The following is a 16,262-nucleotide window of genomic DNA, read 5'->3' on the forward strand; positions in this document are numbered from 1 at the left end:
ATAATGACCACCCGCATCGTGGAGCTGGCAGGCGGTTTACGCGCAACGCTGGTGCATCAGCCGCAGGCGACACGCGCGGCGGCGCTGGCGCGCGTGAGTGCCGGAAGCCATCACGAGCCACCGCGCTTCGCCGGTCTTGCGCATTTACTTGAGCACCTGCTGTTCCGCGGTAGCCAGCGCTATCAGGGCGACGATCGACTCATGGCCTGGGTCCAGCGTCAGGGCGGTAGCGTCAATGCCACCACGCTGGCTCGCCACAGCGCATTTTTCTTCGATGTGGCCGCCGATAACCTGTCCGACGGCATCGCACGACTGCGGGATATGTTGCAGGCGCCGCTGCTTTCATGCGATGACATACAGAGCGAAGTGGCGGTCATTGATGCGGAAAACCGGCTCATCCAGCAGCATGATTCCGCCAGGCGCGAAGCGGCGGCACGCCACGCGATGGAAGAACCCACAGTTTTTCGCCGTTTTCAGGTAGGTAGCCAGGATTCTCTGGGGCAGGACACGGGATCGCTGCAAACCGCGTTGCGCGACTTTCATCGGCGCTATTATGTGGCCGGACACCTGCAATTGTGGCTGCAAGGGCCGCAAACGCTGGATGCGCTGGCCGAGCTTGCCCATACGTTTGCGTCCGGTTTTGCTTCTGGTGGCATGCCTGAAACCGCTCCCCCGTTGCGTCTTAGCGCTGAGGGAGATTTTCAGCTGGCAGTGACAGAGCGACCCGCACTGTGGCGTTGTCCGTTAATTCGAAAAAGTGACAGCGTCACCTTATTTCGGGAGTTTTTACTGGACGACGCCCCCGGAAGCCTGATTGCCGGGCTGCGGGCGCGAGGGCTGGCAGAAGATGTCGCCCTGAACTGGCTTTATCAGGATAACGATAACGGCTGGCTGGCGCTAACGGTTGATAGCGAACGACCCGAGGAGATTGACCCGCATATTACCCACTGGCTACGGGCGCTACAGCAAACGACGGATGAGCAGCAGCGGCATTATTATCGGCTGGCACAGCAGCGTTTTAGCGCCCTGCCGACGCTGGAGCAGCTGCGCCAGCGGGCGTTCGGTTTTGCGCCCGGTGCGGCGCCCGTAAGTTTTTCCGCCTTTTGTGCCGATTTACTGGCGGCGCCCACCTCGTATCTGGCCTGCAAAAAAATTGAAACCGCTGAAATTATCGCCAGCCAGGGGTTTGCTCTGCCGCTTAGCCATTGGCGTCGCCAGCCGGTTGCAGATGATAGCCCCATCGCGTTTTCCTTCTACCCGCAGACTGCCAGGTATGTTACGCCAGCCCCGACGTCAGAAGCCGCTCCGCTGCTGCATTTGTCGGCGCAGACACAACCGCCAACGCTGATCCTGCGCAGGCCTTTTTATTCGTGCCTGGAACGGGCGCAGGGGGTGGCGATGGGCAAACAGTTACGCCCTCTTCTTGCTGAACTGCGCCATATTGACGGCAGCGGCGAGTGGCAAACGGTTGACGGTAGCTGGCAGCTCACCCTGCGGCTTCCTGACGCCGTAGCTACGGCGGAACACATCATCGGGGCGATAATCGATCGCCTCTCCCACCCCGCCCCGGCTCTTACGCCAGTGCCAGAAGGCATTGCCATCCGTGAGCTGCTTCAGCAATTGCCTGAACGTCTGGCATCGGATCCGCCACGGGACGGCTGGCTGGCGGCGCTAGTTGGCGGCAGCGTCGCACACGCGCACGGGTTAGCCCGGCAGCTTGGCCTGCTCCGGGCGCCGGTTAACGCTAAGCCGCCGCCATTAAGCGGTTGTCCCGGCGGGATCGAACACATTCCGCACGCCAGCGCGGATTCGGCGCTGCTGGTGTTTATTCCCCTGCCGCCGGGCGCGTCGCTCGCCGCGCTGCGGCTGCTGGCATTATGCTGCGAACCGCAATTTTTCCAGCGCCTGCGCGTGGAACAGCAGATTGGCTACGTGGTCAGCTGTCGTTATCAGCGTATTGCCGATCGCGATGGCCTGCTGCTGGCGTTACAGTCGCCTGACCGCTCTCCCGTGAACCTGTTGGGTTGCTGCAAACAATTTTTGCGTGAGCTGACGCTGTGCGATGTGACGGCGTTCAGCGTATTGCGACAGCAGCTGGCGACGCAAATCCGGTCACCGATGAATGCCAGCGCCACGGCAGTAGCCGCCCTGCGCCAGCGCTATGGTTTACCGGTGTTAACGCCGCAGGCTGTTGATGCCCTGCAACATGACGAGATAATCGCACTATGGCGCGAGATGACTCGCCATCGCCGTCGCTGGCGGGTGCTTTTCACGGGCTGACCGGACCCGCCGCTTTCTTCATATCCGTGGTTTTTAGTCAAAAAAAAGCCCCGTACTACGACGGGGCCAGGTTGCTTATTTCGCTGTTATTTATCCAGCGCGTAGGCAATCACGTAGTCACCACGATCCGGCGACTGGCGTGCACCGCCAGCAGAGATCAGAATGTACTGTTTGCCGGTTTTCGGTGATACATAGCTGATAGGTCCGCCCTGGCTACCCACCGGAAGACGCGCTTTCCACACTTCTTCCCCCGTAGAGGAATCAAAGGCGCGCAGGTAGTAATCCTGGGTTCCCGCAATGAAGACCAGACCGCCCTGCGTGGCCAGCGTACCGCCCAGCGTCGGCATACCGACAGGCATTGGCATACGCATTTTTACCCCAAACGGACCGGTATCCTGTACGGTACCGACCGGCACCTGCCAGACGATTTTCTGCGTTTTCAGGTCAATGGCGGAGAGAGAGCCAAACGGTGGTTTCTGGCACGGAATGCCCAGCGGTGACATGAAACGGTTTTTGTTGACCGAATACGGCGTTCCTTTCATCGGAACGGCGCCCATCCCGGCGTTCACGGCTTCACCGCCCGTGTTTGCCACCGCGCTCTGCGGATCTTGCTTAATCAGCTGAACCCACAGGCCCAGACGCATGTCATTGACGAAGTTATACTGGTTGTTCGGATCGGTGGACAAACTGCCCCAGTTCATTCCCCCCAGCGAGCCCGGGAAGCTCAGGGAAATATCGGTTCCCGGCATCGTGTACAGACCGTCATAACGCATTGATTTGAAGCTGATACGACAGGCCAGCTGGTCAAACGGCGTCGCCCCCCACATATCAGATTCTTTCAGGGTTTCTGCGCCAATCTGCGGCATCCCCACAGAGCGAGGCTGCGTTGCCGGGTACTGTTCACGTGGAATATCCGCTGGTTTTACCGGAACCTCTTTCACTTCAGTGAGCGGTTTACCCGTCAGGCGATCGAGAACGTAAATTTGCCCCGCTTTAGTGCCCACTACCACCGCGGGCTTGTTGCCCTCTTTCGTTGGGAAATCAACCAGGCTCGGCTGCATCGGGATATCGAAATCCCAGAGGTCGTTATGCACGGTCTGGTATACCCACTTCTCTTTCCCGGTAGTCGCATCCAGCGCGAGAATTGAGGTGGCGTATTTGTGATCTTCCGGAATACGGTCAGCGCCCCACAGGTCGACAGAGGAACTTCCCATCGGGATAAACACGGTATTCATCGACGCATCCCAGGACATAGGGGCCCAGGAGTTTGCGGAGCTGCGTTTGTAGTGTTCGCCGGGCTTCAGAACATAGTTCGGATCCGGATTACGCGGATCGAACGCCCAGCGCAGCTGGCCGGTGATCACGTCATAACCACGTATTACGCCGCCCGGCATATCGGTGCTGACGTTATCCGCAACGCGGCCGCCAACCACGACCGTGGTACCCGCCAGCGTCGGGGCCGACGTCAACACATAGGTTGGATCTGACGCGTCGCCCATTCCTTCATGCAGGTTAACGCTGCCGTTAGTACCGAAGTCCGGGCAGAATTTGCCGTTATCGGCGTCTAACGCGATCAGCTTACCGTCAATGGTATTCATCAGGATACGGCGCTGGCATGCCGCGCCCGGTGCGACCTGCGCTGGCAGAACCGGTGTGGAGCCGGCTACCGTTGGCTGTGCCAGCGGTTTGGTGGCATCAAAGTACGCCAGGCCACGGCAGCGCATCCAGATGGCAGACTTAGCGTTGATTTCCGCTTTCCAGATCTCTTTCCCGCTATCGGCATCCACGGCGATCACGTTGTTATGCGGCGTACAGAGGAAGACACGATCGCCTACCTGTAGCGGCGTTTGCTGATCTTCTGCGCCATTGCCATCCGGACTTTGCGGAATATCACCGGTATGGTAGGTCCAGACCGGTTTCAGGTTTTTCACGTTGTCACGGGTTATCTGGTCCAGCGCCACAAAGCGACTACCGCCAGCCGTATTACCGTAGTGATCCCAGTTCTGCTGTTTCGCCTCTTCTTTTACCGGCACCAGCGGGAGCTTTTCGCCGCTAAACGGCACGGTCGGATGGGGTTGAAACATCTGAACAAAGGTGACGCCCATGCCGATAATAAGGACCGCGCAGACCGCCATCGCCCCTTTCGTGGAGGACGGTTTTCCTTCACGCTTACGCAATGCAGGCCAGGTGGCTGCTGCCAGCACCATCAGCCCGGCGGGTACCATTAATCGGGAAACCAGCGGCCAGAAGTCGAGTCCGGCATCGAAAAATGCCCAAATCAGGGTGCCAAGAAACACCAGAGCAAACAGCCCTACGGCAGAGGATTTGCGGCGGAAAAACTGAATTGCAGAGAGCAGCGTGAAAACCCCGGCAATGAGAAAGTACCAACTCCCCCCCAGGGAAGCCAGTTTAAAACCGCCGATGGCAAAAAACAGCCCCGTCACAAGAAGTACCACACCCACCAGCAGGCACCACGGGCCTAACCAGCCCAATGGGCGGGGATTATTGTCTGACATAAAAATGAATCTCCTGATTACTTTATATAAAGCAGGGTTTTATTAACTGCCACGATGTTAAAACCCTGCACAACGCTAATTGTTCGTATGCGAAGCATAAATTAAAAAGAGACCGTAGACAAAATCTATTATGTCGGAAGAAATGAAAACCAGCGCAATTGCATGGGTTTAACAGGGTTAAAATAGCGAATATCGCTAACTACGTCACCGATGCTGGAATATATGACCAGCCGGAAGTTGCTTAAAGGATTAATATCAGGATTCCCCCAAGGCCGGTCTTATAGCGTCAGATTTTTACAGCTGAGCCTTCAAACAGAAGATTTAATTAAGCAATAACCATGAATAAGCACAGGGATAAACCTGAGTTCAGTTTCAGGAAGAAATTATCAATAATTTTAGAGCGTCTGGTGCGTTGAACATTCCGTCATTATCAGCACTGAAAATGTGACTTTCCGCATCAAAGCGGACTCACAGCGTGACAATACAAACACTATCAAATCACTTAATGAAGTCTTGAATCTCAGAAAAGCCAAACAGTAATTCACTGTGCTTTCACTACACGTTGACTTTACACCAAGACTAGCGCATATTTTACAGCACAAATTAACAAGACAATTTTTGGAGGACGTTTTCTATGCCAGCCCGTGATTATCCCGACAAGCGTGTTGCTCGCGGTGTAGCAAAGGAGGCCGATCTCAGGATGTTAAGTGCGCGCATCGATCCAGCGCTGATGGAGTACATCCGCATTACTGCGTATGAAACACGGAAAAGTAAGCAGGAAATCGTGGCGGAAGCGTTAGCACTTCACCGCCAAAGGAATCAGATTGCGTCATAAACACCAAAAGCCCGAAAAATCCCCCGGGCTTTTGCTGCTGTCTGGATTACTCCACCAGCGTATTTAACGTCTCCAGCGCCTCAGGCGGCAATACCAGATCGGCTGCCGCCAGGTTTTCACGCAGATGCGCCACCGAAGAAGTACCCGGGATCAAGAGGATATTTGGCGAGCGTTGTAGCAGCCATGCCAGCGCCACCTGCATAGGCGTCGCATCCAGTGAATCTGCCACCGCCTGTAGCCCGGAAGATTGCAGTGGCGTGAAACCACCCAGTGGGAAGAACGGCACCCAGGCAATCCCCTGCTGTGCCAGCGAATCTACCAGCGCATCGTCACCGCGATTCACCACGTTGTACATGTTCTGTACGCATACCACGGAAACCATCTTCTGCGCTTCAGCCACCTGCGAAGCGGTGACGTTGCTCAGCCCAATATGGCGAACCAGCCCCTGCTGTTGCAGCTCCGCGAGGGTGCTTAGCGGCGCGGCAATCGAGCCTTCCGCTGGTCCGTGGGCGCTAAACATGATCCGCAGGTTAACCACGTCCAGCACATCTCGCTTCAGGTTGCGCAGGTTGTCATGCACCGCCTGCGTCAGCTCCTGGGCGGAAAACGCCGGCAGCCAGGAGGCGTCCTCGCCGCGTCGGGCTCCGATCTTGGTCACAATCGTAAGGTCATCCCGGTACGGATGAAGCGCCTCGCAGATAAGCTGGTTGGTCACATGGGGGCCGTAAAAATCGCTGGTATCAATGTGATTTACCCCCGACTCTACCGCTTCACGCAACACCGCCAGCGCCGCATTTTTGTCTTTTGGCGGACCAAAAACGCCAGGTCCGGCAAGCTGCATCGCGCCATAGCCAAACCGTTTAACCGTACGCGTTCCGAGCGTGAATGTTCCGCATTTATCTATGCTGCTCATGCTGACCTTCCTCATTAAAATGATCCGGGTTTACAACAGGTTCCGCAACGAAACCATTAGTTAAGCAATAGTAAAATTAAAGTTTAAATTCGCTACGACGATAGTATTGATGTAACCCTGCCTCTTCTATTACGGATGACCGCCATGCTGAAAAATCTGCACGTGATTACCGGTATTATCTTTGCCCTCACCATATTCTGTCTGCTGCAAGTTGTCACGGGAGGGTTGTTCTACTCTGCCGTTAACAACGATCGTCACAACTTTCAGAACTCCGGGTTGCTTAATGCCCAGCAGGAGAGCCTGAGCGACAGTGTGAACACCCTGGTGAAAACGCGCGTTACCGTCACCCGCGTGGCGATCCGCTACCTGAAAAACCAGCGCGACCCGGCCTCTCTCGCGGCAATCAATACGCTGCTGGGCACCGCGAACGGTTCGCTGGCCAAAGCCGAAGACTATTACAAAAACTGGCAGGTGATTCCGCAGGTGAAGGGGCAAAATGCCGCGCTCACCGAAGAGATGCAGAAAGCCTGGAAGAACATGCACGAGGTAATGCGCTTGTCCATTGCGTACTTGCGCGCCGATAACTATCAGGCCTATGGCGACCTGGACGCCCAGCAGGCACAGGATGAGATGGAGGCGGTCTATACCCGCTGGCGCGCGGAAAACAACGTCCTGCTGAAAGCCGCCGCCGAAGAGAACCAGAACAGCTTTACCCAGATGCAGTGGACGCTGGCGGCGATCTTCCTGACCGTTATCGCCGTGCTGGTGGTGATCTGGCAGGGTTTACAGCACCTGCTCCTGAGACCGCTCAACGCCATCATGAACCATATTCGCACCATCGCGAGCGGCGATCTGACGCAAAACGTCGCGATTACCGGGCGCAACGAAATGGGCCAGCTGGCCGCCGGTCTGCATGAGATGCAACAGTCGCTGGTCAGCACCGTCAGCGCCGTGCGCGGCAGCACAGATTCTATCTACACGGGCGCAGGAGAAATTGCCGCCGGGAGTAACGACCTTTCCGCCCGAACCGAGCAGCAGGCAGCCTCGCTGGAAGAGACCGCCGCCAGCATGGAAGAGCTGACGGCCACGGTGAAACAGAACTCGGATAACGCTCGTCAGGCGACGCTGCTGGCAAAGAATGCGTCTGAAACCGCCGCACGCGGCGGCCAGGTGGTGAATAATGTAGTGCGTACCATGAATGACATTGCCGACAGTTCTCAGCAAATTGCTCATATCACCGGCGTTATCGATAGCATTGCCTTCCAGACCAACATTCTGGCGCTCAACGCGGCGGTTGAAGCCGCCCGTGCCGGCGAACAAGGCCGCGGCTTTGCGGTGGTGGCAGGCGAAGTACGGACGCTGGCCAGCCGCAGCGCGCAGGCGGCAAAAGAGATCAAAGGGCTTATTGAAAACTCCGTCAGCCGGGTGAATACCGGCTCGGAACAGGTGAGCGAGGCGGGTGCGACCATGAAAGAGATCGTCGCGGCCGTGACACGCGTAACCGATATTATGGCTGAAATCTCGTCGGCGTCTGACGAGCAAAGCCGCGGTATTGAACAGGTCAGCCTGGCGGTATCGCAGATGGACAGCGTAACGCAGCAAAACGCCGCGCTGGTACAGGAGTCGGCAACGGCGGCGGCGGCGCTGGAAGATCAGTCTGAACAGCTGCGCCAGGCCGTGGCGGCTTTCCGGCTGAACATGCAGGAAAACACCGCTCCGCGGTCAAAAAATACAAAAGCACCGCAATTGTTGCGTCCCGCCACGGTCAGTGCCTCAGGTGACACAAACTGGGAGACGTTCTAGGCCTTACTGTTAACGGCTGCGCTTGGCGTGACGTTCCCAGTTTTCCTGTTTCGCCTCATCGGATTTTCGGAGTGAAACATAACATGCCCCGCTGCCGCCGTGATGCGGCAGCGCCACGCAGAAAGCCTGCACGTCCTCGAACTCAGTTAACCAGCGGGCAAGATAACTGCGCACCACGTTCGGGTGCGAATTCTGCTCGCGGCCCTTCCCGTGAATGATAATCAGGTTACGTAAACCGTCGCGGCTGGCCTGGCGAATGAAGGCGTACAGCATCTGGCGGCAGCGTTCGGCGGGCTGACGCAACAGATTTAAGCTGGCCTGTCGGGCGTATTTACCCGAGCGCAGCTTGTCAATAACGCCCTGCTGAACGCCCTCGCGCTGGAACATCAGCGGCTCTTCAAGCGGCAAGAGTTCCAGGAAACCCAGTGTGAGAAAGTTGTCGAGCTGCTCGGTATCGATCTCCTGGCGAACCCGGGTATTACGGCTTTGCTGCCAGTGGATATCGGTGCAGCGTTTCAGGGGCTGGACATCCTCCATGGCGTCAAGAAAAAGTGATTTGTCGTCAGGGTTCATGGAAATCCTCCGGGCACATCGGGGCTTGTACTATACCTGCACCGGGCAGGGGCCTCAATAACCCTTACCGCAAGGGGCAAGATAAATATTAATCTGATGAATATATATAGCTACCATTAAAGTTATTTAAATATTACTTAACTAAAACTACAGCAGAGTTAAAATAAGTGATTTGCGTTGAAATTTTGTAAAACCAATGACGTGCCGCCTTTCTTTTTTCAGGAAAAATGTTATACCTAAATATACCTGCCTCATGGATATAATACCCAAGATTTACGAAAGGACGCACTGCTGTGTGTACTGTAGGGTCTGTCTGATGTCGGACAGGCTCTATTTTTTCTTTGGCAATTTCACGATAAAACTATTTTTCTCGCTTCCCTTCTGAATTGTGTAATTAATGATTCAGCCAGGGGCGTCTGGCGTGCATCACGGCGCTGAATTAAATAATAGGCCGCTCTGGGAAGTGTTTCCACAACCGGCAGCATGACCAGCCGGTGCGCCAGCAGCGGGTCGCAGCCCAGCTCCTGCGGCAGCACGCTCAGGAAGTCACTTTGTGCGACAAGGCTAATACAGGACGAAAAGGTTTCGCAAACGACGCCAATACGCGGTATCTGCGAGCGATGATGAAATATATCCTCAAGCTGCTTATAATAACTTCCCCGCGGCGTTGGCATTGTCCAGTTATAATGAAGAAGTTCATTAATAGAGGTAGCCCCCAACGCCGGATGTCCTTCCCGACAAAATACCGCAAAAGGTTTCTCAAAGAGTTTTTCAAACGTAAATTCGTGATCGTAAGGCCCCTGATAATAGGTGTTGATGGTAAAGTCCAGCTCACCCTGGCGTAATTCATTGATCATTGATACCAGCTGACCTTCCATAATCCGCACCTTGATCTGAGGATGCTGCGCATGAAAACGGGAGATAACGGCAGGCATCAGGCTGCGCGCCACGCTGGCACCCATCCCAATATTGATCTGCCCGGTCAGCTCCCCCTGACGCTGACGGATATCATCCTGCGCTGCGCGAAGCTCTTCCAGAATCAAATTAGCGCGGTGATAAAACCCTTCCCCGCACTCGGTCAGGGCGACACCTTTACTCCGGCGCACAAACAGCTGTGCCGCCATGCCCTCTTCCAGCTCTTTAATGGATTTAGTCAGCGCGGGCTGCGAAAGATTCAGCACCCGGCTGGCTCCGCGAATACTGCCCTGACGCGCCACTTCGACAAAAGTCCTAATTTGATGAAATTTAATCTGAAATGACATAGCCCGACCGATAACCGTTGTTTATCAGAGTAAAGAAACTGTCATCTACTTTAATGGAATTGGATGTGCGAGGGTAATTCTTGAACGGTTAAAACTGTGAAAAATCGCTTAGTGATAAGTAAAAACTATCACAGCGTGAAGCAGTTCACATATTTTAATGATGACAGGAAAAGATATGAACGCACTGGCGCAGTACATCCATACATTAGCCCCCCAACTGAGCGCATGGCGTCGCGATTTTCACCATTTCGCGGAATCCGGCTGGGTGGAGTTTCGCACAGCCGCGAAAGTCTCGGAGACCCTGGACTCGCTGGGTTACGAGCTGGCGATGGGTCGCGATGTCGTGGATGCCGAAAGCCGGATGGGGTTGCCCGACGACGCAACCCTGGCGCGGGAATTTGCCCGCGCCCGCGCGCAAGGCGCACCGGAAAAATGGCTCGCGCCGTTCGAAGGCGGGTTCACCGGCATTGTCGCGAACCTGAATACTGGTCGCCCCGGCCCGACGCTGGCCTTTCGCGTGGACATGGATGCGCTTGATCTGAGCGAAGCGCATGACGACAGCCACCGGCCGTACCGCGACGGTTTTGCCTCCTGCAACCCGGGCATGATGCACGCCTGCGCGCACGACGGCCACACCACCATTGGTCTGGGGCTGGCGCAGGTGCTTAAGCAGCATGAAGCCCAGCTCAACGGCACCATCAAACTGATCTTCCAGCCTGCCGAAGAGGGTACGCGCGGCGCCCGCGCTATGGTCGCTGCAGGGGCGCTGGACGACGTGGACTACTTTACCGCCATTCATATTGGAACCGGCGTTCCGGAAGGGACGGTGATCTGCGGCAGCGATAACTTCATGGCGACCACCAAATTTGACGTGCGCTTTACCGGCGTTGCCGCACACGCTGGCGGTAAACCGGAAGAGGGCCGTAACGCCCTGCTCGCGGCGGCCCAGGCCGCTATCGCGCTGCATGGCATCGCGCCACACAGCGAAGGCGCGTCCCGGGTTAACGTCGGAGTCATGCAGGCGGGCAGCGGACGCAACGTGGTTCCGGCTGATGCGTTGCTTAAGGTTGAAACCCGCGGTGAAAGCGAGGCCATTAATCAGTATGTCTTCGATCGCGCGCAGGCGGTGATTACCGGCGCGGCCGCACTCTACGGCGTAACAGCCGGGATAAACCTGATGGGGGCGGCGACCTCCAGTGCCCCCTCCCCGGCCTGGGTCGATTATCTGCGCGAACAGGCAAGCCAGGTGCCCGGCGTGACTCATGCCATTAATAAGGTCAAAGCGCCTGCGGGCTCCGAAGATGCCACGCTAATGATGGCCCGCGTGCAGCAGAACGGCGGCATGGCCTCGTATATGGTCTTCGGCACCGAACTGAGCGCCGGACATCACAACGAAAAATTCGATTTTGATGAGCAGGTGATGAACGTTGCCATCGAAACACTGGCGCGAACTGCGCTTAATTTCCCGTGGACGCGAGGTGTGTAATGCAGGAGAACTACGCTTTTATCGCTGATGCCATCGACACGCGATGTCAGACGTTTACCGATATTGCCGACGACATCTGGGATCATCCCGAAACGCGCTTTGAAGAGTTCTGGTCCGCCGAACGGCTTGCCAGCGCGCTGGAAGCCGAGGGCTTTACCCTGATGCGGGAAGCCGGAGGCATTCCCAACGCCTTTATTGCCAGCTACGGTAGCGGCAAGCCCGTTATCGCCCTTCTGGGCGAATACGACGCCCTGGCCGGGTTGAGCCAGCAGGCGCACTGCGCGACGGCGCAATCCGCCACCCCGGGGGCTAACGGCCATGGCTGCGGGCATAACCTGTTGGGTACTGCTGCCTTTGCCGGTGCGGTGGCGGTGAAAAGCTGGCTGGAACAGCACGGCGGCAGCGGAACGGTACGATTTTACGGCTGCCCCGGCGAGGAAGGCGGCTCCGGTAAAACCTTTATGGTGCGTGAAGGATTATTTGACGACGTGGACGCTGCCGTGACCTGGCATCCGGAAGCCTTTGCCGGAATGTTTAACGTCAGCACGCTGGCCAATATTCAGGCCGCCTGGCGGTTTAAGGGGATCGCCGCCCACGCCGCAAACTCCCCACATCTGGGACGTAGCGCGCTGGATGCCGTGACGTTGATGACTACCGGCACAAACTTCCTCAACGAACACATCATTGAAAAAGCGCGCGTTCATTACGCCATCACCGATACCGGCGGAATTTCGCCTAACGTGGTGCAGGCCCAGGCCGAAGTGCTGTACCTGATCCGCGCCCCGGAGATGGCCGATGCGCAGCAGATCTACGCGCGCATCGAGAAAATCGCCCAGGGCGCGGCGATGATGACCGAAACCACTGTCGAGTGTCGCTTTGATAAAGCCTGCTCCAGCTATCTGCCGAACCGTACGCTCGAAGCGGCCATGTACCGCGCATTGCAGCATTACGGCACGCCGGACTGGACGGAAGAAGAACGCGAATTTGCCCGTGAAATCCGCGCCACGCTCACGGCAAACGACCTGCAAAACAGCCTGAAAAACATTGCCGCAACGGGAGCCGAAGAGGGAAAAGCCTTTGCCCGACGCCATCACGAAACGCTACTGGTTGATGAAGTTGCCCCTTACGCCATCACCGATAACGTGCTGGCAGGCTCCACCGACGTGGGGGATGTCAGCTGGAAGATGCCTGTCGCACAGTGCTTTAGCCCCTGTTTTACCGTCGGCACCCCGCTGCATACCTGGCAATTGGTGGCGCAGGGGCGTACCTCTATTGCCCATAAAGGCATGCTGCTGGCCGGAAAAGTGATGGGCGCGACCGCGCTGCATCTGCTTCAGGATGCCGACCTGCTGCGAAAATGTCGGGAAGAATTCGAACAACACATAACAGAAAAACCGTACGAGTGTCCGATCCCGCAGGACGTGACACCGTCACCTTTAAAATAAAAAAAACACAACACAACACAACACAACACAACAACAGTCCCGAGGAACGCCCATGAGTATGTCATCCATACCTTCGCATTCCCCATCCGGTAAGCTCTATGGCTGGGTTGAAAGGATCGGCAATAAAGTGCCGCACCCTTTCCTGCTTTTTATCTATTTAATTGTCATCCTGATGGTCGCGACAGCCGTGCTGTCCGCCTTTGATGTGAGCGTGCGCAGCCCGGCCGACGGCAGCATGGTGGCCGTAAAAAATCTGCTCAGCGTGGAGGGGTTGCACTGGTTTTTGCCGAACGTGATTAAAAACTTCAGCGGTTTTGCGCCGCTGGGCGCCATCCTGGCGCTGGTGTTAGGCGCGGGTCTGGCCGAACGCGTGGGTCTGCTGCCCGCGCTGATGGTGAAAATGGCCTCGCACGTCAGCGCGCGTTATGCCAGCTATATGGTGCTGTTTATTGCCTTCTTCAGCCATATCTCGTCCGACGCGGCGCTGGTGATCATGCCGCCGATGGGGGCGCTGATTTTCCTCGCCGTTGGCCGTCATCCTGTTGCGGGCCTGCTGTCGGCGATCGCGGGCGTCGGCTGTGGGTTTACTGCTAACCTGCTTATCGTGACCACCGATGTGCTGCTCTCCGGCATCAGCACGGAGGCAGCAAGCACCATCGATGCGGCCATGCACGTCAGCGTGATCGACAACTGGTACTTTATGGCCAGTTCGGTGATTGTCCTGACGATTGTCGGGGGGTTGATTACCGATAAGATCGTTGAGCCGCGCTTGGGTAAATGGGAAGGCCGGAGCGATGAAAAGCTGGAGACGCTGAGCAAAGAGCAGCAGTTCGGCCTGCGCGTCGCCGGGATCGTCTCGCTGGCGTTCATTGCGGCTGTGGCGCTGATGGTGGTGCCGGAGAATGGCGTGTTGCGCGATCCGATCAAACACACCGTACTTCCCTCGCCGTTTATTCAGGGTATTGTGCCGCTGATAATTCTCTTCTTCTTCGTCGTTTCGCTCGCCTACGGCATCGCTACCGGTAAAATCCGCCGTCAGGGAGATCTGCCGCACCTGATGATCGAGCCGATGAAGGAGATGGCGGGTTTTATCGTGATGGTGTTCCCGCTGGCGCAGTTTGTGGCCATGTTTAACTGGAGCAACATGGGCAAGTTTATGGCCGTGAGCCTGACGGACGCGCTGGAGGCGGCGGGGTTGAGCGGGGTTCCGGCGTTTGTCGGCCTGGCGCTGCTGTCGTCCCTGCTGTGCATGTTTATTGCCAGCGGGTCGGCCATCTGGTCGATTCTGGCCCCCATTTTTGTCCCCATGTTTATGATGCTCGGCTTTCATCCGGCATTCGCCCAGATCCTGTTCCGTGTCGCCGATTCCTCAGTGATCCCGCTGGCGCCCGTGTCACCCTTCGTTCCGCTGTTTTTAGGCTTCCTGCAACGCTACAGACCGGAGGCTAAGCTGGGTACCTACTATTCGCTGGTTCTGCCCTATCCGCTTATCTTCTTAGGGGTATGGCTGGTGATGCTGGTGGCGTGGTATCTTGTCGGCCTGCCGATTGGACCGGGTGTTTACCCGAGGCTGAACTAAGGAGTACTGATGCTGAGATTACTCGAAGATAAGATTGCGACGCCGCTGGGGCCGCTGTGGGTTATCGCGGATGAAGCGTTCAATCTGCGCGCGGTTGAATGGGAAGAGCACAGCGACCGGATGGTTGAGCTGCTCAACATCCATTATCGCGCTGAGGGTTACGAGCGTATTACTGCCCATAATCCTGGCGGGCTGAGCGATAAACTGACGGCCTACTTCGAGGGCGATCTCAGCATTATTAATACCCTGCCAACCGCCACGGCGGGTACCCCTTTCCAGCGCGAGGTGTGGCAGGCGCTGCGTAATATTCCCTGCGGACAGGTAATGCACTACGGTCAGCTGGCAGAACAGCTTGGCCGTGCCGGTGCGGCGCGCGCGGTCGGTGCGGCAAATGGCTCTAACCCCGTCAGCATTGTGGTGCCTTGCCATCGCGTGATTGGGCGCAACGGCACCCTCACCGGCTATGCCGGGGGCGTACAGCGCAAAGAGTGGCTGCTGCGTCACGAAGGGTATTTTCTGCTGTAATTCCTAGGCTTTTTGTGCTTAATTTTCTTCCTGTTAGGTTCATAATCCTTAATCATTCTGTGGAATTTCAAGGAGATGGCAACACGCTGCCGTCTCTTGTCTTTATTGGGGGTTTGCCAGACTTACGTCCTTACCAAAAAGATGTTAAAATTGACCAATATCAATTAAGGCTTGAGCAAACCTATGATCCCGGAAAAGCGAATTATACGACGCATTCAGTCTGGCGGTTGTGCTATCCATTGCCAGGATTGCAGCATCAGCCAGCTCTGTATCCCGTTTACTCTGAATGAGCATGAACTCGATCAGCTTGACAATATCATCGAGCGCAAAAAGCCTATTCAGAAAGGGCAGACGCTGTTTAAAGCGGGAGACGAACTGAAATCGCTCTATGCTATCCGTTCTGGCACCATCAAAAGCTACACCATTACCGAACAGGGCGACGAGCAGATCACTGGCTTCCATCTGGCGGGCGATTTAGTCGGCTTTGACGCCATCGGCAGTGGCCATCACCCGAGCTTTGCTCAGGCGCTGGAAACCTCTATGGTTTGTGAAATCCCGTTTGAAACGCTGGACGATCTGTCCGGTAAGATGCCGAACCTGCGTCAGCAGATGATGCGTCTGATGAGCGGTGAGATCAAAGGCGATCAGGATATGATCCTGCTGCTTTCCAAAAAGAATGCCGAAGAGCGTCTGGCCGCCTTTATCTATAACCTCTCCCGCCGTTTCGCGGAACGTGGCTTCTCCCCACGCGAATTCCGTCTGACCATGACGCGTGGCGATATTGGTAACTATCTGGGCCTGACCGTGGAAACCATCAGCCGTCTGCTGGGTCGTTTCCAGAAGAGCGGAATGCTGGCGGTTAAAGGTAAGTACATCACCATTGAAAACGGTGAAGCGCTGGCCATTCTGGCGGGTCACTCACGTCACGTGGCATAACTCTCCCGGATATCTTATGCCAGGTCGATAAATTTTCATGATTATTGATCTGGCAAAAACTTCCCCCCTGTTTCATTCAAGATATATAGGTTACTCTTTTACTTACAGA

At 56.2% G+C, this 16,262-nt stretch carries 12 protein-coding genes; 8 read left to right on the plus strand and 4 right to left on the minus strand.

The window, feature by feature from the left end; translation table 11 throughout:
- Window positions 1–3 precede the first annotated feature (3 nt).
- Entirely contained in the window at window positions 4–2,280 is a 2,277-nt protein-coding gene (gene pqqF, locus C3451_RS01345) for a pyrroloquinoline quinone biosynthesis protein PqqF (protein ID WP_124304200.1), read from the plus strand.
- Between the two features lie 86 nt (window positions 2,281–2,366).
- Here the strand turns inward: pqqF and C3451_RS01350 are convergent, their stop codons facing one another.
- Window positions 2,367–4,796, minus strand: a complete 2,430-nt coding sequence (locus C3451_RS01350; protein WP_124304201.1) for a glucose/quinate/shikimate family membrane-bound PQQ-dependent dehydrogenase — start codon at window positions 4,794–4,796, stop codon at window positions 2,367–2,369.
- 634 nt (window positions 4,797–5,430) lie between these two features.
- Between C3451_RS01350 and C3451_RS01355 the strand changes: the two genes are divergently transcribed.
- Window positions 5,431–5,631, plus strand: coding sequence for a hypothetical protein (locus C3451_RS01355; RefSeq protein ID WP_022647949.1), 201 nt, complete (start codon window positions 5,431–5,433; stop codon window positions 5,629–5,631).
- 46 nt (window positions 5,632–5,677) lie between these two features.
- Here C3451_RS01355 and C3451_RS01360 read toward each other — a convergent pair whose 3' ends face one another.
- Window positions 5,678–6,544 (minus strand): aldo/keto reductase family oxidoreductase, encoded by an 867-nt coding sequence (locus C3451_RS01360; protein ID WP_023299981.1) that lies wholly within the window; start codon window positions 6,542–6,544, stop codon window positions 5,678–5,680.
- Between the two features lie 144 nt (window positions 6,545–6,688).
- On the opposite strand from C3451_RS01360, the gene C3451_RS01365 reads away from it, so the two are divergent.
- Complete coding sequence (locus C3451_RS01365) at window positions 6,689–8,347, plus strand: methyl-accepting chemotaxis protein (RefSeq protein ID WP_063139237.1); 1,659 nt, start codon at window positions 6,689–6,691, stop codon at window positions 8,345–8,347.
- 9 nt (window positions 8,348–8,356) lie between these two features.
- Here the strand turns inward: C3451_RS01365 and smrA are convergent, their stop codons facing one another.
- Together smrA and C3451_RS01375 are read right to left on the minus strand one after the other, a co-directional pair.
- On the minus strand, window positions 8,357–8,920 hold the full coding sequence (smrA, locus tag C3451_RS01370; protein WP_023299979.1) for a DNA endonuclease SmrA: 564 nt from the start codon (window positions 8,918–8,920) through the stop codon (window positions 8,357–8,359).
- 350 nt (window positions 8,921–9,270) lie between these two features.
- Entirely contained in the window at window positions 9,271–10,182 is a 912-nt protein-coding gene (locus tag C3451_RS01375) for a LysR family transcriptional regulator (protein WP_045622847.1), read from the minus strand.
- A 175-nt stretch (window positions 10,183–10,357) separates the two neighbouring features.
- Here C3451_RS01375 and C3451_RS01380 point away from each other — a divergent pair, with 175 nt between their 5' ends.
- The 5 genes from C3451_RS01380 to fnr all read left to right on the plus strand — a co-directional run bounded on the left by C3451_RS01380 (window position 10,358) and on the right by fnr (window position 16,153).
- The gene (locus tag C3451_RS01380; RefSeq protein ID WP_045622845.1) at window positions 10,358–11,668 is read left to right on the plus strand and encodes a M20 family metallo-hydrolase; all 1,311 of its coding nucleotides are present in this window, start codon (window positions 10,358–10,360) and stop codon (window positions 11,666–11,668) included.
- Window positions 11,668–13,113, plus strand: a complete 1,446-nt coding sequence (locus C3451_RS01385) for a M20 family metallopeptidase (RefSeq protein WP_022647943.1) — start codon at window positions 11,668–11,670, stop codon at window positions 13,111–13,113. Before C3451_RS01380 ends, C3451_RS01385 begins: the two co-directional genes overlap by 1 nt.
- A 52-nt stretch (window positions 13,114–13,165) precedes the next feature.
- Entirely contained in the window at window positions 13,166–14,692 is a 1,527-nt protein-coding gene (gene abgT / locus C3451_RS01390; RefSeq protein ID WP_045622841.1) for a p-aminobenzoyl-glutamate transporter, read from the plus strand.
- 9 nt (window positions 14,693–14,701) lie between these two features.
- Window positions 14,702–15,217 (plus strand): methylated-DNA--[protein]-cysteine S-methyltransferase, encoded by a 516-nt coding sequence (gene ogt, locus C3451_RS01395; RefSeq protein WP_045622839.1) that lies wholly within the window; start codon window positions 14,702–14,704, stop codon window positions 15,215–15,217.
- A gap of 183 nt (window positions 15,218–15,400) precedes the next feature.
- Window positions 15,401–16,153 (plus strand): fumarate/nitrate reduction transcriptional regulator Fnr, encoded by a 753-nt coding sequence (gene fnr / locus C3451_RS01400; RefSeq protein WP_045622838.1) that lies wholly within the window; start codon window positions 15,401–15,403, stop codon window positions 16,151–16,153.
- Window positions 16,154–16,262 lie beyond the last annotated feature (109 nt).

This window comes from Enterobacter sp. 301B (assembly GCF_003850715.1).
Taxonomy (GTDB): domain Bacteria; phylum Pseudomonadota; class Gammaproteobacteria; order Enterobacterales; family Enterobacteriaceae; genus Enterobacter; species Enterobacter intestinihominis.

Bases quoted from the DNA above. Each gene is read 5' to 3' on its own strand.
- pqqF (WP_124304200.1), top strand. From the start codon at position 4: ATGACCACCCGCATCGTGGAGCTGGCAGGCGGTTTACGCGCAACGCTG.
- C3451_RS01350 (WP_124304201.1), bottom strand. From the start codon at position 4,796: ATGTCAGACAATAATCCCCGCCCATTGGGCTGGTTAGGCCCGTGGTGC.
- C3451_RS01355 (WP_022647949.1), top strand. From the start codon at position 5,431: ATGCCAGCCCGTGATTATCCCGACAAGCGTGTTGCTCGCGGTGTAGCA.
- C3451_RS01360 (WP_023299981.1), bottom strand. From the start codon at position 6,544: ATGAGCAGCATAGATAAATGCGGAACATTCACGCTCGGAACGCGTACG.
- C3451_RS01365 (WP_063139237.1), top strand. From the start codon at position 6,689: ATGCTGAAAAATCTGCACGTGATTACCGGTATTATCTTTGCCCTCACC.
- smrA (WP_023299979.1), bottom strand. From the start codon at position 8,920: ATGAACCCTGACGACAAATCACTTTTTCTTGACGCCATGGAGGATGTC.
- C3451_RS01375 (WP_045622847.1), bottom strand. From the start codon at position 10,182: ATGTCATTTCAGATTAAATTTCATCAAATTAGGACTTTTGTCGAAGTG.
- C3451_RS01380 (WP_045622845.1), top strand. From the start codon at position 10,358: ATGAACGCACTGGCGCAGTACATCCATACATTAGCCCCCCAACTGAGC.
- C3451_RS01385 (WP_022647943.1), top strand. From the start codon at position 11,668: ATGCAGGAGAACTACGCTTTTATCGCTGATGCCATCGACACGCGATGT.
- abgT (WP_045622841.1), top strand. From the start codon at position 13,166: ATGAGTATGTCATCCATACCTTCGCATTCCCCATCCGGTAAGCTCTAT.
- ogt (WP_045622839.1), top strand. From the start codon at position 14,702: ATGCTGAGATTACTCGAAGATAAGATTGCGACGCCGCTGGGGCCGCTG.
- fnr (WP_045622838.1), top strand. From the start codon at position 15,401: ATGATCCCGGAAAAGCGAATTATACGACGCATTCAGTCTGGCGGTTGT.